Source organism: Aerococcus urinae (assembly GCF_001543175.1).
Classification (GTDB): Bacteria; Bacillota; Bacilli; order Lactobacillales; family Aerococcaceae; genus Aerococcus; species Aerococcus urinae.
The window spans coordinates 305372-326318 of sequence record NZ_CP014161.1 but is presented as its reverse complement, the minus strand read 5'-3'; the positions used below and the strand labels follow the sequence as shown (position 1 = coordinate 326318).

The 20947-nt window shown below is 43.6% G+C and carries 18 protein-coding genes; 9 read left to right on the top strand and 9 right to left on the bottom strand.

Annotation, left to right across the window (positions count from 1 at the left end; genetic code table 11):
- Positions 1-11: 11 nt before the first annotated feature.
- The 5 genes from AWM73_RS01455 to AWM73_RS01435 form a co-directional block, all read right to left on the bottom strand.
- Complete coding sequence (locus AWM73_RS01455; RefSeq protein WP_060777754.1) at positions 12-911, bottom strand: two-component system regulatory protein YycI; 900 nt, start codon at positions 909-911, stop codon at positions 12-14.
- Between the two features lie 14 nt (positions 912-925).
- The gene (locus AWM73_RS01450; RefSeq protein ID WP_060777753.1) at positions 926-2401 is read right to left on the bottom strand and encodes a hypothetical protein; all 1476 of its coding nucleotides are present in this window, start codon (positions 2399-2401) and stop codon (positions 926-928) included.
- Complete coding sequence (walK, locus tag AWM73_RS01445) at positions 2401-4272, bottom strand: cell wall metabolism sensor histidine kinase WalK (RefSeq protein WP_060777752.1); 1872 nt, start codon at positions 4270-4272, stop codon at positions 2401-2403. Before walK ends, AWM73_RS01450 begins: the two co-directional genes overlap by 1 nt.
- Before the next feature lie 6 nt (positions 4273-4278).
- A complete protein-coding gene (gene yycF / locus AWM73_RS01440) occupies positions 4279-4986 on the bottom strand; it encodes a response regulator YycF (RefSeq protein ID WP_060777751.1) in 708 nt (235 codons plus the stop codon).
- Between the two features lie 385 nt (positions 4987-5371).
- Positions 5372-6841, bottom strand: a complete 1470-nt coding sequence (locus AWM73_RS01435) for a LysM peptidoglycan-binding domain-containing protein (RefSeq protein WP_060777750.1) — start codon at positions 6839-6841, stop codon at positions 5372-5374.
- A 487-nt stretch (positions 6842-7328) separates the two neighbouring features.
- Between AWM73_RS01435 and AWM73_RS01430 the strand changes: the two genes are divergently transcribed.
- Complete coding sequence (locus AWM73_RS01430) at positions 7329-8876, top strand: ClC family H(+)/Cl(-) exchange transporter (protein WP_060777749.1); 1548 nt, start codon at positions 7329-7331, stop codon at positions 8874-8876.
- Between the two features lie 388 nt (positions 8877-9264).
- Here AWM73_RS01430 and AWM73_RS01425 read toward each other — a convergent pair whose 3' ends face one another.
- On the bottom strand, positions 9265-9462 hold the full coding sequence (locus tag AWM73_RS01425; protein WP_013669868.1) for a CsbD family protein: 198 nt from the start codon (positions 9460-9462) through the stop codon (positions 9265-9267).
- A 187-nt stretch (positions 9463-9649) separates the two neighbouring features.
- On the opposite strand from AWM73_RS01425, the gene AWM73_RS01420 reads away from it, so the two are divergent.
- Together AWM73_RS01420 and AWM73_RS01415 are read left to right on the top strand one after the other, a co-directional pair.
- The gene (locus AWM73_RS01420) at positions 9650-10633 is read left to right on the top strand and encodes a biotin--[acetyl-CoA-carboxylase] ligase (protein ID WP_060777748.1); all 984 of its coding nucleotides are present in this window, start codon (positions 9650-9652) and stop codon (positions 10631-10633) included.
- 103 nt (positions 10634-10736) lie between these two features.
- Positions 10737-11291 carry a biotin transporter BioY gene (locus AWM73_RS01415; RefSeq protein WP_060777747.1) on the top strand — a complete coding sequence of 185 codons (555 nt, stop codon included), beginning with the start codon at positions 10737-10739 and terminating at the stop codon, positions 11289-11291.
- A gap of 50 nt (positions 11292-11341) precedes the next feature.
- On the opposite strand, the gene AWM73_RS01410 is transcribed toward AWM73_RS01415, so the two are convergent.
- Positions 11342-12364, bottom strand: a complete 1023-nt coding sequence (locus AWM73_RS01410; RefSeq protein WP_060777746.1) for a lipoate--protein ligase — start codon at positions 12362-12364, stop codon at positions 11342-11344.
- Positions 12365-12545: 181 nt separating this feature from the next.
- On the opposite strand from AWM73_RS01410, the gene AWM73_RS01405 reads away from it, so the two are divergent.
- From AWM73_RS01405 to AWM73_RS01385, 5 genes are all read left to right on the top strand, one after another.
- The gene (locus AWM73_RS01405) at positions 12546-13988 is read left to right on the top strand and encodes an RsmB/NOP family class I SAM-dependent RNA methyltransferase (RefSeq protein WP_060777745.1); all 1443 of its coding nucleotides are present in this window, start codon (positions 12546-12548) and stop codon (positions 13986-13988) included.
- Positions 13989-14052: 64 nt separating this feature from the next.
- Complete coding sequence (locus AWM73_RS01400; protein WP_060785013.1) at positions 14053-14898, top strand: Cof-type HAD-IIB family hydrolase; 846 nt, start codon at positions 14053-14055, stop codon at positions 14896-14898.
- 71 nt (positions 14899-14969) lie between these two features.
- Entirely contained in the window at positions 14970-15752 is a 783-nt protein-coding gene (locus AWM73_RS01395; RefSeq protein ID WP_060777743.1) for a threonine/serine exporter family protein, read from the top strand.
- Positions 15749-16246 carry a threonine/serine exporter family protein gene (locus AWM73_RS01390; protein WP_060777742.1) on the top strand — a complete coding sequence of 166 codons (498 nt, stop codon included), beginning with the start codon at positions 15749-15751 and terminating at the stop codon, positions 16244-16246. Before AWM73_RS01395 ends, AWM73_RS01390 begins: the two co-directional genes overlap by 4 nt.
- Before the next feature lie 18 nt (positions 16247-16264).
- A complete protein-coding gene (locus AWM73_RS01385; RefSeq protein WP_060777741.1) occupies positions 16265-17284 on the top strand; it encodes an alpha/beta hydrolase family protein in 1020 nt (339 codons plus the stop codon).
- Between the two features lie 110 nt (positions 17285-17394).
- Here AWM73_RS01385 and AWM73_RS01380 read toward each other — a convergent pair whose 3' ends face one another.
- Both AWM73_RS01380 and AWM73_RS01375 read right to left on the bottom strand, forming a co-directional pair.
- Positions 17395-18348: a nucleoside hydrolase gene (locus AWM73_RS01380; protein ID WP_060777740.1), complete on the bottom strand. Its 954-nt coding sequence runs from the start codon at positions 18346-18348 to the stop codon at positions 17395-17397.
- Between the two features lie 186 nt (positions 18349-18534).
- Entirely contained in the window at positions 18535-19953 is a 1419-nt protein-coding gene (locus tag AWM73_RS01375; RefSeq protein ID WP_060777739.1) for a leucyl aminopeptidase, read from the bottom strand.
- A 199-nt stretch (positions 19954-20152) separates the two neighbouring features.
- On the opposite strand from AWM73_RS01375, the gene AWM73_RS01370 reads away from it, so the two are divergent.
- Positions 20153-20929 (top strand): alpha/beta hydrolase, encoded by a 777-nt coding sequence (locus AWM73_RS01370; RefSeq protein WP_060777738.1) that lies wholly within the window; start codon positions 20153-20155, stop codon positions 20927-20929.
- Positions 20930-20947: the final 18 nt, after the last annotated feature.

Genomic DNA, 20947 nt, shown 5'->3' with positions numbered 1-20947 from the left:
TGATCTCCTTCCTAGGCGGCTTGACGATTTTGACTCCCCGCCTTGTCGCCATCACTTGAGGGATTAACTGGCTGAGAAGCGGGGGCATTTTGAACGATCGTCCCATTAATGGCATCAACAAAGGTGGTTTTAGTGGTATGGTCATCCAACTGCATCATAATGGCCCAAACCGGTTTAAAAACAATAATATCATCAACTGATAAAGTTTGCTGGTAACAAATATTGGCTGACAAAATATTGGCCTTGGAAGGGATCTCATTATAAAGATATAAGTTATCAATGGCATTCTTTTGGGTGATCAAAGGGCGTTCTTCGCCTTGTGGGCTCACGTCATGGACATGGCTCAATTCATAGGAGACGATTTCATTTTGATCATTTAAGTGAAATAGTAATTCAGCACTAGAATCCATGGCCAGTCTGTCGGCATAGGTGTTTTGCCCATAGTAAATAATTTTGCGTTGGCGGTTATAGATCAAAAAGTGATATTCTTGGCCATGCTCAATCGCTCCAGAAGCTAACAAGTCCTCGATCGGCTTTAAGGCCTCTGGGGACAACTGGGTAGGGTTTTCCACATTGTTCTCTGTCAGCGCGGGTAACTTAATCGGATTTTTGAACTCGCCATAGAGTTCCTCAGTCGAATCCCGCCACTCTAACTTCTGTTCCTTGGCACGGTCTCCTCCATCGGTGGATAGGCGACTTTGTTTGCCTGCAATCAGTGGCAACTGGACGTCATCTGAAGAAGGGCTAAAGTTCATGGTCACTTCATTATTCTTTAATTCCTGTTGGATATTAATGTTGGACTGGATAGAAGTCGTCTCCATAAAGCTCTTTCCAAAGAGAATATAGGCCAGGAAGATATTTAAGGCGAGAAAGACAATAATCAATATATTTTCAATTTGACGAAAATTCATAAGACTTCCTCCCTCTAACGGCTCTGAGCCTGGTTCATTTCTTTAAAGACTTCTTCATTATTACTATCAACTTCTGCTGGTTGGGCCTCCTGGTCGCTGCGATTGTGTTTGATATAGACCGGAACGTCGTTTGCCGTATTCCGTGTCACATAAGCCTCATTTTTTGTCATGTCGACTAGTTCATCTAACATAAAATAGGTTCCATCTTTTTCAATCATCCAACAAGGCACTAAGGAAATTAAACGATTGGACTTGGAGCTAGGTACCCAGTAATAGCCAATATTTATCGAATCAATATCCTTACTGCTAATATGGTTGACTTCAAGCAATTTCATAATACTGGTAGCCGGTTGCATTTCAAAATTTTCCGTCAAATCATTCAAGGGCGTTTGAATATTGAGTGCTGAAAATTTAGCTTGTAGGGTATGGTCCTTAGGAAAACCAATTCGGATTCGTGAAACAAAATTAGACCCGTAAATAGGAATGCCGCCAACGACTTTTCTAAAGGTGACATTCTTTTCTTTATGGTTATATTGACTATAGATCCAATTATCATTATTGGCCTGGATGCGTTGGAGGTCATTGTAGGCTTGTAAGATGACCGACAAGGGATCAGTATTAAGCTCGTAGTCAACGGTTTGGTTGAATAAGATTTCAAAATTACTATTATTAATGACTAAACCCTTGTTTTCAGTATAGTAGCGAGCAGACTCAACATCACTATAATCATTGACTTGGTCAGGAAGGTTAAATAAGAGCTGCAAGTAGGCAGCATTGGATTGACGTTCCAAAATGTAGGATAAGGCCTTAACCTCAACCTTGTCATCGAGCAAGTAGTGGTAAGGAGTTTTCAAATCAACCCGCTTAACTGGCTTAAAACCACTCTTATTCTCATCGATACTAGTCTTCAAGTCATCAAAGTTAGCCGGCGCTTTTAAAGGCAGACTATAGACCAGGCCCTCTTCCCGGTCAATCAAGTAAAGAATTTGACTATCCCGGGGATAGGAGATGAGGTTGATGGGAATTTGTCCCAATTCACCACTAATGTCATCACTGGTCAAGCCCAAAAGTTGGAGAGGGATCTGATCCGCGTACTCCAGCTCGATCATTTCCTTATTATGACTTTCTTGGATATAGTCAGCCAGTGATTCTTTCTTAAGACTTTCCAAGTCAAGCTTATCCACTTTTAACTGGGTCATCTTCTCATTAAAGTGGGTTAACAAATTGGCTTCCCGGCTTTGCCAAAAGCCTTCTCCATCCGTGTAGACCAAAGAAACTGGCCGGAATACTTTTAAGAGCGGCGTCTTATCCCCCGGATTAGCTATTTGAGTCGGGGTCAGGGCAGTGGTTTTCGCTTCCATCCCCTCATCCCCTGACCAATTACTAGATAAGTTAGTGAAAGGCCCAATAATATTAAGGGAGAAAAAGATACTCAGTAAGACTAAAAAGGTTAATAGAAAATGAGGCAAGTTTGTCCAAAATTTTCGCATTATTCCCAATCATCCTCTCCCATATCAGGTTCAAAGGGCAGAGAAATAAAGAAGGTTGATCCCTTATTCTCAATACTATTGGCCCAAATTTTTCCGTGATGTAATTCCACAACTTCCTTAGCGATAGCCAAACCGAGTCCTGAACCACCTTGTTGGCGAGACCGAGCCTTATCTACCCGGTAAAAACGGTCGAAAACATGTCCAAGAGCTTTTTGTGGAATACCTAGTCCTTGGTCTTGAACACTTAATATGGCCTCGTTATGAGTGGTCATGAGACGGACCGTAATCGTCCCCCCATCCGGTGAATACTTGATAGCGTTGTTTAAGATATTATCAATCACTTGGGTGAGGCGGTCTTGGTCAGCCTCCACCCAGATCGGTGACTTGGTTAATTCGCGTTGGATATGGTATTCTTCATTGACATAATCCTCTGATTGAATCATCATATCGAAGCGGTCCAAGATATGGTTGACTAAGCCTTGGAAATCGATCAATTCCAGGTTCATTTCCTGGCGGTTAGAGTCCATCCTGGAAAGGTTCAAGAGGTCACTAATCATTAGAATCATGCGATCGGTTTCCCTTCGAATGCCACCGAGAAATTCTACCGCTAATTCAGAATCCTTAAGGGCGCCATCAGCCAGGGCTTCACTGTAGGATCTGACACTGGTCAAGGGCGTCCGCAATTCATGAGAAACATTAGAAACAAATTGGCGGCGGTCACGTTCAATCTTTTCATGCTCAGTCACATCGGTTAAGACCCAAACTAGACCACTGACATAGCCCGACTCCCTTTGGATGACAGATAACTCACCCTTAATAATGGATTCTTGGCCATCATCAGAAGTAAAATGCATTAAAATATCACTTTCACTATTCAATAACTCACGGAAAGTATATTTATCCCTTAAATTAAGGACTTCCATAATGGAATGACCCATAATTTCAGCTTCTTTTTTGCCGATTAATTCACAGGCCCGGTTATTGGTAATCATGACCCGGCTACGGCGGTCAGTGGCAATCACGCCATCGGTCATATGTTTTAAGACCGAGTCTAGCCGTTGGCGTTCAGATTCCGTGGATTCTTGGGCTTCGCGTACTCGAACTGATAGATAGTTAATCGACTGGGCTAAAACACCCATCTCATCATTACTATAGACCTTAACCTGGTCACTATAATTTCCATCGGCAATCTTCTCAATTTGATTGGTCATTTCTTGGACTGGGCCGGTAATCCCTCTAGAGATTAAGACCGCCAGTAAGATGGAAAAGACCAAGGCCAAGCCCGATGAAGTGATATAAATCAATCCCGTATTTTGCACTTGGTTGTAGACGCTTTCAATGTTGACCGTCACACTTAAAACCCCGATCAAAAGACCGGAATTATCCGATGAAAAAATAGGGACAACATATTGTTTAATTCGTAAGTTCTCTTCATTATCATACATTTCCTTACTCAGACTGGTATTATTATAGAGAACTGTACGGATCATGTTATCAGTCGTTTGTTGGCCCACATTGGCCTGGTTGCTGGGGTTGCTTGAAGCTAGAATCTGTCCCTTATCATCAACCACCAAGGTTTCTAAAACATTGCTAACATTAAAACGACGCAATGAATTAATTAATTGCGCCTGTTGGTCACTCGTCTTATTATCTTCATTTTGAATAATGGGGCGAACACTATCCTCCAAGAAGCCAATTTGCACATTCATTTGATCATCAAAGCTGCGCATCATTTCCTGTTCCAATTGTTGGATAAAATACGCCCCGGCAAATTGCAAACCAAGTAATAAGAGCAAGATAATGACCAAAGGAATCTTTAAATGAATCGAATTAAGAAAGGAAATTTTCGATTTTTCTTGTTTTTCCTTCATTGCTTCCTACTCCTGGTCATTATCTTGGAGATAATACCCCACCCCACGGCGGGTCATGAGTAATTTAGGATGGCTGGGGGTGTCCTCGATCTTTTCACGTAGACGACGCACGGTCACGTCCACGGTCCGAACATCGCCAAAGTAGTCATAGCCCCATACCGTCTGCAAGAGGTGTTCTCGGGTCATGACTTGGCCTAAGTGCTTGGATAGGTAATGAAGGAGTTCAAACTCACGGTGGGTCAGGTCAACTTCCTTACCATTTTTAGACACATAGTAGGCATCTTCATGAATGGTTAGGTTACCGACATTTAATTCATTACTTTCTTCTTTTTCTTCTGCAGCCTCAACGTTAACCTGAGAACGGCGGAGGTTGGCCTTAATCCGTGCTGAAAGCTCCCGGTTGGAAAAGGGCTTGGTCACATAGTCATCGGCTCCCATTTCCAAGCCGAGCACCTTGTCAATTTCTTCACCCTTAGCGGTTAACATAATGATGGGAACACTGCTGGTCTTACGGATCTCACGGCACACTTCCAAGCCGTCTTTTTTAGGCAACATTAAGTCCAAAACAATAAGGTCGGGTTGGTAGCTGGCAAAGCTTTCTAAGGCTTCTTCGCCATCGAAAGCTGCCAGGGTATCATAGCCTTCCTTTTGAAGGTTGAAGGTAATGATATCTGAAATTGGTTTTTCATCATCAACGACTAAAATTTTTTTCATTATTAAAACTCCTTAAGTGTAACAGTTACAGCAGATGACGATATGGCTAGAAGAAAAACCATAAGCATCGTATGACTGGAACCCGTTTTAGTTTAAGAACTTCAATTTTCCATCTAAATTTCCCTATTTCCACCAATCTAAGTCAACCACTGCGGCAGGGTCGACAAAGAATGGTCAATAGATTACTCTCTAATTTATACATTATACCGTGAAAAGGGTGAAAAACCAATGCTGGCCCTTTTATTTCTGACTTCTCGCATGGCTTCTAAGCAAAAAAGCGAGTCTTGGTGGTGCCAAAAGCTCGCTTATAATCATGTATCATCCATAAAATTTGACTAAATAAAAAACGAGTGGGGTAAACACTCGTTTTTTATTACTTGATTTATTAGAAATGGATGTAGGATGAGGCTGCTGCAGAACCAGCATCAACGGTACGGTAAGTCACGTTTGGTGAACCACCGAAGTTCATTTCTGAAATACGGATGGAACCATCTGGGTTAACCCCTTCAACAAAGGCAACGTGGCCATAACCAGATGCACCTGCAACACCGGCTGGGAAGGAAACCACAGAGCCGACGGTTGGTGTATTTGATACTGGGATACCATGATTACTTGCAGTATATGCCCACTGGTTAGCGTTACCCATAGGACCAGGAACTGGTTTGCCTAAGGCATGTAGGCGGTTAATCACATAATAAGTACATTGTCCTGCTGGAGCTAAACCACGTGGGTCAACACTCCCATCGTAAGCAGATAAGACAGTCGCATTGTTTGTGCTTACTGGTTGGGCTTGGACTTGGGTATTAGCTGCTTGGTAAGTTTGGGCTTGTAATTGAGCCTTTTCAATTTCAGCTTGTTTAGCAGCTTGGGCTGCCTTTTGTTCTTCAGCTTCCTTAGCGGCTTGAGCGGCTCTTTGGGCTTCGGCTTCCTTGGCAGCTTGTTCCGCTTGGGCTTGCGCTTGAGCGGCCTTTTGCGCTTCAGCTTCCTTAGCGGCTTGAGCAGCTTTTTGAGCTTCTGCCTCTTTAGCTGCTTGTTCTGCTTGAACTTGCGCTTCTTTAGCAGCTTGGACTTGCGCTTGTTCTGCCTGAGCTTTTTCAGCAGCTTCTTTTGCTGGAGCAGCTTCACTAACTACAGTTTCTTCAACTTTTACTTCTTTGGCTGGAGCTGGGCTAGCGACTTCTGCTTCAACAACTTCTGTTTCAGGAGCGACTTCTGCTTCTGCCACTTCTGGACTTGTTGGTGCTTCAACTGGACTGACCTTTTCTTCTACATGTCCTTCATTGGCAGTCACTTCAGGAAGTTCAGTAACTAATTTTTCTTCTTCAACAACTGAAGCTTGAGGAGCTGCTTGGTATTCAGCAACTGGAGCTGGGCTTTCTTGTAAAGCCACTTTCACTTGTAATTGTTGACCAATTAAGATTAAGTCCCCTTGTAAACCGTTCAAATCACGAATGGCTTGAGCAGTGGTGTTAAATTGAGCAGCAATTTTGTTTAAAGTGTCTCCAGCAACAACCGTGTAAACGCCATTAGCATCTGCAGTTTGGCTAGTAGTGGTTTTTGCAGCAGGTGCTGGTGCTGGTTTTTCAGCTTTAACTTCTTTTTTATTAGAAGCTTGAGGTGTTTCTGCAGAAGGAACGTCTAAGGTTTCCCCAGCGAAGATAAGGTTAACATCTTCAATGTTGTTACCGTCACGTAATTCTTCAATAGTAGTATTAAATTGAAGTGCTAACTCAGATAGGGTGTCTCCTACCTTAATGGTATATTCAGCCGCATCAACATTTGGTGCGATAACAGCAGCCAAGGCCGCTGAAGTCAGTACAGATGTTCCTAACATGATTTTCTTTGTCTTTTTCATAATTCTGTTTTACCCCCAGAAATTTTTTAAAATTTATTAAAATCTATTTATTCACAATATCTATTATATATGCTGGGGAATTTTTTTGGGTAACAAGTCGATTACAAATTATTTCATTTTCACCTTCTTAGTGAAAAATTAAAAGCTTATCTTTTATAAGCCATATCTTTTTAAAGAATTATTAAATATTGCTATGGCCCCTTTCCTGGGGTACTTTTTTCTTCAAATCAATTTTTGGACGAAAATATTCACTTTCTCTGTAATATTTCTGTAATATACTTTGTAATATTGAAACATTTTCTGTCTTTTTTGCGAAATAGACCGATGCAATTCAAGAATTTTCCTCATTTTATTTGGAATTAGCCTGACTTTTCATCAGTCGCTCTGAAAAGCTCTAAGTGAGTTTTTTCTCGTCGTCTTGACAGCCTTGCTATAATGGAAGTGATATCGTCTTGGACGATTAACACTCTAGAAAGAAGGCTAAAAAGTGAAAACAAGTCCGTTCAAAACCAATAAATTGCAGACCGAAGTGGCTAAGTCACACGCCCTCTCAATCATCGAGGCCATTGCCGTAGGAGCCTTAGCGGGATTCTTCGCAGTCCTCTACCGCTATTTATTAGGCTATGCTTCCCAGTGGCACACTTGGCTCTTTAGCCAAAATCATTTAAGCTTTATCGCTATAACTATCATTACGGTCATCCTGATGGCTTGGGTTACCGGCTACTTATTAAAACGGTCCCCCCTCTCTGGAGGCAGTGGCATCCCTCAGGTGACGGGAGAATTACTGGGACAATTTAATATGCCGGTTCTTTCCTTATTATTATCAAAATTTGTAGGGGGGCTTTTTGCCATCATTAGCGGGATGTCTTTAGGACGTGAGGGTCCTTCCATCCAAATCGGAGCGGCTGTGGCTAAGGGTTACAGTAAAAAACGCCAGACCAGTCCTGAAGACACTCGCCTCTTAATTACCGCCGGAGCCGCTGCCGGTTTAGCCGCTGCCTTTAATGCTCCAATTGCGGCGAGCTTATTTGTATTAGAAGAAATTCATAAGAGTATTTCTTCCTTTATCTTAATTCCAGCCCTGATTTCAGCTATCCTGGCTGACTTGATCTCTAAATCGCTATTTGGTTTACAGCCCTCCTTTGCCCTAAAAACACCAAAAAGCTTTCCCTTAAAACTTTATTTTGCTCTTATCCTTTTGGGGATAGCCTCTGCTCTTATCGGCTATTGCTTTTCCAAGTCACTTTTAGCCTTGCAAACCACCATGCAAAAGTTTTTTCCAAAAATAATTCACCGAGTGATGGTCGGTTTCCTATTGGCTGCTTTAGTTTCCTATGGTTTTTCTTGGATAACCGGGTCAGGGCATGAACTGGTTTTTGACTTTATCGCCCAACCCTTTTCCCTGAAGCTCCTCTTAATCATTCTCTTTGCCAAGATTTTCTTTACCGCCTTTTGCTATAGCACGGGGGTTCCGGGCGGAATTTTTCTTCCTACATTGGCCATTGGTTGTCTCAGTGGGGCTAGCGTTTTTATGCTTATTCAGCTTTTTCTTCCTATTGATTCAGCCTTATTAACTAATTTCATGGTTTTAGGCATGGTTGGGGTTCTAACGGCTGTAGTACGCTCTCCCTTAACTTCTATCATTCTCGTTGTGGAAATGGTAGGCAATCTCAACAACCTCCTGCCCTTGGCCATTGTGGCTGCCCTTGCCTATGTCATCTGCGAAAGACTGGGCCTGGCGCCTATTTATGAAAGTCTTTATGAACGGATGCAGGACAAAGCAGCGACAAAGCTCACCAAGAAAAAAATTAGCCTCACTTACCAAGTGAGTGTCCTCTCCCAATTTAACCAGCTAGCCGTTAAAGACTTAGCCTTTCCGCCTAGTGCCCTGCTCTTAAATATTGAGCGCAAGGGGCAAAGTATCACCCCACATGGTGATACCACACTCCAAGCCCTAGATACTGTAAAGGTCTTGTTAGATGAAGACGATTTAGCCACTAGTAAAAAATATATCCACTCTATGAATAAAGATTAAAAATAAGGATGTGAGGACGCCGTCAGAGACTTGAATCGCTGGAGGAAAATACCATAAGCACAAAAATTTGTGCGTTGGAATTTTCTGAAGCGACTTCAAGTCTGGCGTCCGAACTCAACTAGAAGGATGTGAGAAAGGATCAGGGAGGGAGATTCCTTGGAAGAAAAGATGAAACGATCAGCAAAGCTGATCGTTCAACTTTTCTGAAAGGACATCCCCTCACCCTTCCGAACTCAACTAGAGCGTGCAACAACCGCGCCAGAAGGCAAGACCGCTACGTATACTATAACCGTAACTCGCTGACACTTCGACCAACTATAGCAACTGGAAGAAAAAGAGGCTAGGATAAATCCTAGCCTCTTTTAAATGATAAATTGATCTGTACTTCTTATTCTTTGTCGTCTGAAAAGCTATTCTTAACCCCATCAACTGCTCCCTTTACGGAGTCCTTCACATCGTTAACTGCTTCTTTAGCTTGGGCAGATAGGTCTTCAGTCTTGCCTTCGTTTTCGGTTTCTTTGTCATCAAATACTTTTCCAGCGGTTTCTTTGACTTTACCCTTAATTTGATCAAATTTTTCTGACATAACTTTTCCTCCTTTTATCTTATATTCCCATTTTAACACGATCAAAGAGGTCTTTAAAATGATATGGTTAGCCTATCGCTTGCGTCACCCTTGTTTAAAAATAAGTTGACAAAATTATTCTGATCTTTGTAAAATATAAAATGCTTATAGCTAATCGTTAATATTATTCAGAAAGGAAGATACTTGCATGACAACCAGTCAAGCGGTTTTAGGGCAGCTTATGGTAGCGCCTCTTAGTGGCCAGGTCCTAGCCGACCAACTCAACCTCTCCCGTAATGCAGTATGGAAGGCGGTTGAAAGTCTGCGTAAGGAAGGCTTCATCATCGAATCGGGAAAGCAAGGCTATCAGATTCAGGCCCTACCTCAACGGCTAAATCACAATTTATTGACATATTACCTGGACCAAGAGAAAAGCAAGTGGAAGCTCATTCTTTTAGATGAAGTGGGGTCTACCAATGAGTATATCAAGGCCTATAAGAGTCAACACCAAGATGACTTGGTTCTTTGTGCTAGTCAAAAACAAACTGCCGGAAAGGGACGTCTAGGGAAAAGCTTCTATTCTTCCTTAGAGGATGGCTTGTATGTCAGTTTGGCTCTGAAGCCCAATTGTTCTAGCCCAGCTGAAGTGCCTCTCTACACCCTCTTAGCGGCCAGTGCCGTGATCGACACTTTGGAGAGTTACTTAGCTGAACCCATCCAGGTCAAATGGGTTAACGATCTCTTCTACCAAGGTCACAAGGCAGCCGGAATCCTTTGCGAAATGGTCTCTGACTTAGAGATTCCTAGTGTGTCTTATATTGTCGTCGGTTTGGGTTTAAATTTAGCCGGTGACTTGTCTAAAGTGGCTGATATTAGGGAAATTGCTGGGACCTTTTTTGGAAAAGAATTGCCTAAAGACTTTAATATTAACCAATTTTTGGCTGACCTTATCCATTGTTTTATGACCTACCATCACCACTTTGCCCAAGGTGAGTTTCTAGATACCTATAAGAAACACCTGCTGGGTCTGGGTAAAGAAGTAAGCTACCAAGAAAACCAGGTCAATAAAACTGGAAAAATAAAAGGGATTAATGAACAAGGCCAGCTCTTAGTGGAAGATAGCGCAGGAAACATCCATGCTCTGCTCAGCCCCAATATTCATTTTGGGAGTCAACAATTCGTTAGCGACTAGCTAGAAGCAAAAAACTTATTAAGCAAAGATAATTTTTCTTACTTAATAGGGACAGCGGCTCATAAGCCCTGTTAATCGATCTTTGCATAAGGAGAAAACAAAAATGAAAACCAAAGAAATAACTCGTATTGCTTTAATGATAGCCTTATTGGTTATCGCTTCTCAGTTAACTATTCCGATTGGGATTGTTCCCTTTACCCTACAAACCTTTGCAGTTAACTTAATTGCCCTATTTTTAAAACCTAAGGAAGCCTTTCTTACCACCTTGCTCTACTTATTGGGCGGATTAATCGGCTTACCTTTCTTTGCTGGCTTCCATGGAGGCTTCCAAAGTGTCCTAACCCCTTCTTTTGGCTTTATTATTGGCTTTCTTGCTGCCGCTAGCCTGGTTTCAACCTATTTAGCTAAGCAAGTCAATCCAGGGCCTAAAGAATATCTAGTTGCCCTAGTCATTAATTACTTAGTGACCAATTCAATTGGTTTTGTCTATATGGCCTTTATTTTAAACAGCTATATGGGAAAGGGGCTTTCCATCGGTGGACTTTTAGCCATTGGGATCACTCCCTTTATTCTGGCTGAAATCCTCAAAAGTGCCCTGGCCTTTGTCTTAGCCCTGCGTTTACGTCCACTCTTAAAACGCAGAAACTTACTTGACTAAAAAAAGTGTGACCAAGCTAATCAACTTGGTCACACTTTTTTCATTTATAATTAATTCAGGATAAGAGAGACTAAGTCCTCGATAGGAAGCTTGCCAATATTATCTTGGTAGTGGCCAGCTTTTAGTCCTGCAGCAATTCCAGCTTGGTCATAAGTCTTTCCAATCATGGCTTGGTCGACTTGGTCCGGTTGTCCAAAACTCATATCTCCATAGGTCTTGAAGTCAGTAATAACTCCATCATTAATATTAAAGTTAAAAGCTACGGTTCCTACCCCAAGGTAATAAGCTGTCTTATAGTAATGGAAGCCAGGATTTGACCCATAATTCCATTCATCCTTCCCATAAAAATCAGCCACCCGTTGGTCAATAATCGCCCAGTCCTCATCGGTTAAGGTATAGCGTGGGATACTATCCAAGTCCTCTGTATGGAAGATCTCCTTAAGCAGGGCCTCCTTAAATGCTTCTGTAGATAAGTCAGCTAACTCACCCTGCAATAGCGGTTTTAAGTTAGAAACTCGTTTGTCCACTGACTTGACCCCTTTGGTTTTCAACTTATCTTGGTTAGGGGTCAGCACCCGACCCGCTTGTTGGGTATCCAAATCATATAAAAGGGTCCCACCAGCTGCCAAGGCGTTTTCTACCTTGACCATGGACATGCCAGAAATTTTTAAGTCGTCCACCACAATATCATTACGGCCTTTGAGTTGAACGCCTTCAATTCCTAGAGCAGTCAAGGCATCAATAATCGGTTGGGCATAGTAAGAAAAATCACCATAATGTGAGGTATCACCAACGACAATATTCTCAAAGACAATGTTCCCATAGTCTTGATAAACAGCTCCCCCACCACCCGTACGCCGGACTAATGTGATATCATTCTTTTCTAAATAGTCCAGGTCAACTTCTGCATAGGCATTTTGGTTTTTACCGATAATGACACAGGGGGCATTAATATACATAATTAAGCCGTGGCCCTCCAGGGCTAGGTCATTGATCAAATAATTATCCAAAGATTGGTTCACAATGGGATCATAAACCGCTTGACCATGGCGTGACGTATCAATAAAAAACATGGAAAATCTTCCTCCTCATTCATATTCTAGCCTCTAACCGGAAAATTTTTTTATTATTTTACACTTTAAATTATAGCATAGAAGCCGACTTATTTTCTGAGCCTTTGTCTGTTGAAATCTTATTGGAGCACGGCGCATTCTATGGTAATATGCACTTATTAAGCCAGAAAGGAAAATAACCATGTCGCTTGCTTTGGAATTTATCGATAAATTTAACCAGCTCTTGGGTGATGAAGCTGCTGACTTCTTCGCCGCCCTTAATAAAGGAGAGGCCCAGAAAGCCTTTCGGATCAACCCCCTAAAAGCCAAGGCCCAAGCCATTTGCCAGTCTTACTTATCAGAAGATTTAACCCCCTGTCCCTATAGTCCATGGGGTTATCTAGGCCAAGTAGACGGAAACTCTCCCATCCATCAAGCCGGCCTAGTCTATAGCCAGGAAGCCTCAGCCATGGCGGTTGCTAGTGTGGTTCAAGCCCAGCCGGGAGAAAAAATCCTCGACCTCTGTGCCGCACCAGGGGGGAAGTCCACCCAAATTGCTGCTGATATGCAGGGTCAAGGGCTCTTGGTCGCTAATGAAATTATTCCTAAGCGGGCCAAAATCTTAGCTGAAAACATTGAAAGAATGGGCATTTCCAACGCACTCGTGACCAACCATGCCCCCGAGAGTCTGGCTGCTTATTTTCCGAGCTTTTTCGATAAGATTCTAGTTGATGCTCCCTGTTCCGGTGAGGGCATGTTTACTAAAAGTCAAGCCGCTCGTGAGGGCTGGACCAAAGAAACGCCTTTTCTCTGCCAAGAGCGACAAAAGGAAATTCTGAGCCAAGCTGTTCGGATGCTAAAAGCAGGTGGTCAATTAATCTATTCCACCTGTACCTTCTCCCCAGAGGAAAACGAAGAGATTATTGCTTGGCTATTGGACCAGGGTGACTTTGACTTAGAATGGATTGATCAATTTCCTGCTGAAACGATCTCTAGGGGACGAAGTGACTGGAGTCAATCTGACTATGACCTCTCCGCCTGTGTAAGAATTTGGCCTCATCGTTCCATCGGCGAGGGCCACTTTATTGCCCGCCTCAAAGCCAAAGACAGTCTTAATACTGACCAAGTAGTGGCGAAAACTAAGAAGGTCCGCCATAAGAAGGGTAAAAAACATGCAAGTAAGGCTAAGTCTTCACCCTACCGCTTATTAGAGCCAGAAGAAAGGAAAAATCTCGCTTCCCTTAGCCAAAACTTCCCTAGTGAGGACTACCAACATCGAGAGCTGGTAGCTAAAGGCGACCAGGTTTGGCTCCTTCCCCCCGGCATTACTTATCAGATGCTGGTGGAGGGTCCCCTCAATCAATTACACAGTCTCCGTCTGGGTCTCCACCTAGGAAGCTTACTTAAAAACCGCTTCCAACCCAGCTACGCGTGGGCCATGGCCTTGGCCCCCAAAGCCACTTACCCTCAAATTGAAATCAGCTACAATGATTGGAAAAATTATGTCCAAGGCCTCACCTTAGCTTATCCTGGCAACCAAGCTTGGGTCCTCTTAGTTTACCAAGGGATGGTCATTAGCTTCGGCAAACAAGTCCAAGGAACCGTTAAAAACTTCTTTCCCAAGGGATTGCGTTTTCACCCATGACAATGGGAAGTCAGAGGCGCTTCTGCTATACTAGGGGCAAAGAATCGGATTTTGACAAAGGAGGATGACTTACTTGATTAAACTATTTGTCACTGATATGGATGGGACCCTACTCAATGACCACCATGTCATTTCTGATGCTAACCGCCAGGCGATATTGGACTTAAATGACCAGGGAATTGAGTTTATGGTAGCTACCGGACGGGGATATCACTCAGCCCAACCTTTACTAGATATGCAAGACTTACGCTGCCCGATGATTAATTTAAATGGGGCAGTTTTTACTGATATTAATGGTCAAGCCAGCCAGCAAAAATATTTTTCCGGACAACTCCTTAGTGAACTGCTGGATTACTTTAACTATTACAGCATTAATTATTCCATTATGACCCAAAACCAATACTATCTCTATAATCCGGAAACTTTCGCCGACCAAATTAAAGCCATCAGCCAGGGCGATCCCAAGGCCATGGCAAGCGCGGCCCAATTTATCTTTGATACCAATTATATCCGTGATATTAAAGACTATATTAATGGAGAAAATGAGCCTGCCTTAAAAGTCATGGTCTTTTCTGAAGACCATGCTATTCTCCAACAATTTATTGAGCATTTTGATAGTCATCCGGAATTAGCGGTCTCTTCTTCTGGACCTGATAATTTAGAAATTACCCAGCGTGATGCCACTAAGGGCAATGCTTTAATGGCCTACGCCCAGTCTAAAGGCTATCAAAGCGATGAAATACTCACCATCGGCGACTCTCATAATGATATTTCCATGTTCCACCCGGTAAAATATTCTTATGCCATGGCTAATGCCAGTCAATTGGTCAAAAACCAGGCAAACTACCTAGCACCTAGTAACAAAGAAGATGGGGTCGCCCAAGTGATTGCTAACTTACTAAAAGAATGATACTAGTAATCGGATCAGGCCACTTCACCTCTGCCAAGCACAAGGGCAAATACCATTAGAAAGTGATGTCTATGGGGCAACAGCAAGTCAAAAAACTCTTAGAATTAGCCTTACTTGCCGGACAAATTATGTGTGAAAGTCAGGCAGAATCTTATCGGGTAGAAGATACCATGAATAAGATTCTTAGTCTTTCCCAGGCGGCTTTTGCGGTCGGCTGTTCTTTTTCAACCAATTTATTGGCCATTATCGACGATCCTAAATTTGAGAGCGGAGCTTATATGGGGGTGAAACGGATCACCAGCCACAGCAATAATCTCAATAAAATTGGGCAAGTGACCCGGATAACTGATTATTTCGTCCAAGGTCAGCTAGACATTGACCAAACTTATACCCTCTTATTGGACATTCGTTCGGGACGTAACCTCTATAATCCTAACCGTGCGGCCTTGGGAATATGGGGAATGACTTTTTGCTTTACCTTTCTTTTTGATGGTGGTCCCTTTGAAGGCTTAACGGCAGCTATTAATGGCCTAGTCTTGGCGCTTTTATTTCTAGCTGGTAACCGCTTTAATTTTGGGACTTTCTTTACCAATGTCATTCAAGCAAGTGTCGTCACTCTCCTACCCCACCTATTTCAGATGTATCTGTGGCCTGATTTAGCCAGCGGAACCGTGGTGATCGCCTCTCTCATGCCCCTAGTGCCAGGAACGCCCTTCACCACCGCTGTCCGTGACCTTTTCCACGAGGATTTCATCGCCGGCTCTTCCCGTTTAGTGGAAGCCCTTCTCACTGCGGGCAGTCTAGCCCTGGGTTCAATCATCGCCTTTCTTATCTTAGAAGGAGTCTTTATATGATTGCTTTATTTCTTTACCATGCCTTTTTTTCACTGACCGTAGGCTTTTTTTGCGCCTATGTCTTTGAGGTACCGAAAAGAATGATTTTCCAAGTCTCCTTGATTGGGATGTTTGGCTGGTTAACCTACTACTTCACCCAGGTCCTAGCGGGTTCGACTCCAGTCTGGTCCTCTTATTGGGCCAGCCTAGTCATTGCCGCGATGTCCCAGTGGGCAGCCAATCGTTTCCACCAACCAGTGACCTTGTTTTTCATTCCGGGTTTTATTCCCATCGTCCCTGGTGGGGGACTTTACCGGACTGCTCTCTATCTTTTTCAACGCGACTTTGACTTGTTTTCTAGTCAATTGCTAGAGACCTTTATGAGTACTGTGGCTATCGGTTTAGCTATTTTTACCGTTTCTAGTATCAGTTACCTAGGGAACCGGACCACTTCAGCCAAGTATATTCGCCGGGATAACCGTAAACGTGTGCGGGCCTTATTCCGTAAGCATTAAAAATAAGGAAGGATCATGATGACAATAAAAAAATTACTCCTACTCTTAATGACCGGTCTGCTCTTTGCCTGTGGTCAAAAACCAGATTCCACTGACCCGAAGCAGGCTAGCCAGGAAGGCCAAGCAGAAACAGCAAGTAAGCCCCCACAAACTGATCAAAAGAATGAAACAAAGCCAGCCAGTGACCAAACGACTGAACTGGACCAGTTAACCGTTTTGAGTCAGACTGAGGACTATGTTCAATATGAATTAAATGTCGTACGGGATGGTTTTAAAATACACGGTAAGCTCTTCTTGCCCAAGGGCGACCAAGAATCCTGGCCTTTGACCATTCTCGCCCACGGGATTAACCAAACCGATCTCACCACCACCCCTTACGCCACCCATTTGGCTAAACGTGGGGTAGCCGCCTATGTTTTTGACTTTATCGGTGGGGCTCCCCTAAATAGCAGTGATGGTGACTTTTCCGATATGACTGTGTTAACTGAACTGGCTGATCTGGAGGCAATCTATCAAAAGCTCACTGACTATAAAGCAATTGACTCCAGTCAAACTTACCTATTGGGAGATAGCCAGGGCGGTCTCGTGGCTACTATGATGGCAGCTAAGCACCCTGAGGATATCCAAGGCATGATCCTACTCTACCCCGCCTTCAATATGCCCAGCCTAGTCCACGACTTTGTCCCTGACAAGGAAGAAATTCCTGACTCCATTGATATCATGGGGGTATCGGTTAGCCGTTACTATATCGAAGACATGCTTAAGGTGGATGTGGAAGACATTATTACTTCCTATCCTGGCCCAGTTCTCATTGTCCATGGGGAAGATGATGTCCTCGTTCCCCCAGTCTACGCCCAAAAGGCTGCCGAGCTTTTCCCCAAGGCCCATTTAGAAATGATTCCTGGCGGTAAGCATGAATTTTCCGGCTCCGACTTTATCAAAGCCCTCTCCTATATCGATAAATACATGGTCAATCAACTCGGCGATGAACATTACCAACTCACTATCGACGAAGAAGAATCAGCCGATAAAGGCTAGGTCGATCGAGCTCACTCAGATAAGTAAGCAATTAAAAAGTGCTAGTATCAGCCTCTTAAAAGACTTAAGAGTGATACTAGCACTTTTATTTTATTGGACCGTATTTATTTTTAATGCTCTTTAAAGTGCTGGGTCAAACGGGTCATAAATTCATTTAAGAATCGGTCCACATCAACCGCCACGGCTACCCGGACACTCGGATTGGGATCATTTAAACGGTCATTATCGCCAATAGTCCGTCCCCGACTTTCGCCTTCAGTTTCAACCTTCATGGCTAAAGGTAGGCAGTCAACTAAGTCTTCTTGAACGGCAACCGCCACGGCTAGTGGGTCATGGAGGGCACAACCCTTTAAGTGGGGCGAGGTGACTTCGTAGGATTTAATGTAATAGTCCACAATATCAGCCATCTTTTCCCCAGCCTCAGTGCCTAAGTCCCGCCAAATTTGGGTTTCCTTATAGGTCAAGAGGGTGCGCAAGGTCACGTCTAAGCCCACCATGGTAACTGGTAAGCCCGACCGGAATAATTTGTCAGCGGCTGCGGGGTCTTGGCTAATATTAGCCTCAGCAAAAGGCGAAACATTACCGCAAACCGTCAAGGCCCCACCCATAATGACAATCTCACCGACTTGGGCGAGGCTATCAAAGTCTTTATCCATAGCGGCTGCCAGGTTAGTCATCGGGCCGGTGGCTACAATTTTTAGATCTTTGCCGTAGTCCTTAGCCGCTTTTAGGATAAAGTCAACTGCATTTTCAGAGCCTTGCTTTACCGGACGGTCGCCCAGGTCAACCTCGCCCAGGCCATTTTTACCATGGATTAGGGCTGAGACCTCTTGCACTTCGAAGTCTTCCTTATCCGAAGCATGGTCCAAACCGGGATAAACCGGTACTTCTCCTCGACCAAATAAATCCAATAACTGACTGGCATTTTTAAGACCTGTTTCCATCAACACATTGCCATAGGTCCCCGTGATACCAATCAAGTCGACTTCTGCTGAAGCACACGCATAGGCAATGGCCAAGGCATCGTCAACCCCTGTATCTAAGTCCAGTATCATTTTTACCATAGAAGATCCTCCTCCTTAAATCCTTAAACTTGCTTTACTTCAATTTTAACCGCTTTATCCCCATTTTTAAAGCTTTAGCCCAGTCAGGTTCAAAATAAAACCGGCCCCTTTAGCCATTTAAGGCTAAGTGAGGCCGATTTTCGTTTAAATTAAGTTATCTCCATTACTAGCAAGGAATATGGACTCCTACTTGGGTTCCGCTTGTCCTTTAACAAATTGGTATAAGGTTTTGACCGGAACACCTGTTGCTCCTTGAGGGAGGTAGCGGTAGGCTTTTTCACCGAAAGCAGGGCCAGCAATATCCAAGTGAACCCATGGCTTACCTTCCACAAAGTGTTCTAAGAAGACCCCAGCGGTAATGGTTCCCCCATTGCGTCCGGTAGAGTTTCTTAAGTCGGCATTGGTCCCCTTAACAGCTTCCCGTAATTCTTCTGGAGCAGGTAGTTGCCAAATCGGTTCGCCGACACTATCAGCGGCTTGGTCCACTGCCTCTAAGAGGTCAGGGTTATTAGTCATGGCCCCAGCTGTCCGTCCACCGAGAGCCACTAAGCAGGCACCAGTGAGGGTGGCTAAGTCAATCACGCATTCGCTATTCACCTTAGCAGCCGCATAATAAATCGAATCGGCCAAGGTTACCCGACCTTCAGCATCGGTATTTAAGACTTCAATGGTAGTGCCTTTCATTGAACCAATGATGTCCCCATTTTTGTAGGAAGTCGCCGAAACGAGGTTTTCCGTGATAGCGGCAACACCCACAACGTTTTTATTGACCTTGTTTTTGGCTAAGGCGTAAATACTTCCAATGACGGCAGCCGCACCAGCCATGTCATCCTTCATATCGATCATGGAATTAGCTGGTTTTAAGGCGTAACCACCAGAGTCATAGGTAATCCCCTTGCCGACTAAGGCGATGGCCTTTTCTTCTGGGCCTTGAGGGAGGTAGTTCATTACCAGGAAGCGGGGTTCATTCACCGAACCAGCATTAACGGCCAGGAGGGCTTCCATGCCCAAGTCTTCAATTTGTTTTTTATCGAAGATTTCTACTTCTACCCCAAGTCCACTTAATAAGTCTTTGGCTTGGTCAGCCATTTGGGCTGGGCTGAGATGGTTAGAAGGTGTATTGACCAAATCTCGAGTGGCATTAATTCCTTCCACTAAATGGGTCACTTCTGCAACCACTTGGTCAAGGTCTGCCACCTTTTTAGCTAAGTTAATCTTAGCTAGGGAACTGGTATTTTTTTCACTGAGGTAACGGTCAAAACGATAGTCGCTTTGTAAGAAACCTTCAATAACTCCTTCAAGGGCAGCACGGTCAGTCGATGCAAAAGAAACATTAGCCTCTTCAACCTTAGCAGCCTTTAATTCCTTAGCTGCTAGAAAAGCGGCCAGTACATAAGAATCGCGTTGGGGCTTTTCGCCTAGACCGACTAAGACTAGCTTTTGGCTATTAGGGCCCAATGAACTATAGACTTGCTTGGCTTCTCCCTTAAAGTCCAGTTGCTCTTTTAAATAGTCTTGTGTGGTCTGGTCGACCATAGTCAAGTCTTGACCAGCCTCCACTAAGTAAACATGATTGGTAAAATTTTCATTGCTGACAAATTTCATCACTCATCCTCCAATTCTTCATTACTTCTGTCAATGCTTTCATTATACCAAGTTTACTTATTTTAGCTAGGTTTAGGGGTTAATTTGAAGAAATCGATCACAGCGGGTAAGTTTTACCAAGGCCTGCCTACCGGATCAATCGCCTTTACCTGGGCTTTTCGTTATAATGGTCATAAGAAAATATTCAGGAGGTTTTTCCATGACTCTTTTACAGACCACGCTTTACTCAGACAGTTTGCGCATGGATGTCCATGTCAATATCATTTTCCCTCAAAACTGCGCCCGGACTCCAAAAGATAAACGCCAAAGCTTAAAGCCCCCTTACCGAGTGCTCTATCTCTTACACGGCCTATCCAGTAATGAGGATGGTTGGCTCCGTTTCACTTCACTGGAGCGCTATGCCCGTGACTTAGACTTGGTCATTGTCTTACCTACTACCCACCGCGGCTGGTATATCAACAATGCCATTGGTTACCCTTACAGCAATTTCATTAGTGTTGAACTACCCGAAATTATCCAAACGATGCTGCCGGTTTCGACTAAACGCGAAGATACCTATATTGCTGGTGCTTCTATGGGTGGCTTTGGGGCTTTAAAAGCAGCCTTCACCTATCCGGAAAAATACGGCTACGTGGCCAGCCTATCAGGAGTTACCGACCTGGTCAATGTCTTTGCCCAAGGACCTGATCCCGAGTCACCTTTTGAACATCAAATGCTCTTTGACGAGGAGTCTCCCGCTCAGACGGACAATGATATCTATTACTTGGTCCAACAAGCCATTGATAATAAAATCGACCTTCCCAAAGTTTATTTAACTTGTGGGACTGAAGATGACTTAATCGAACAAAACCGTCACTTCAAGGAACGCTTTGGCGAGGTTTTAGAGCTCTCCTACCATGAGAATCCTGGTGAACATGGTTGGGACTACTGGGATCCAGAAATTAAAAAAGTCCTTGACTGGTTACCTACTATTTAAAACTGACTACTTATAATA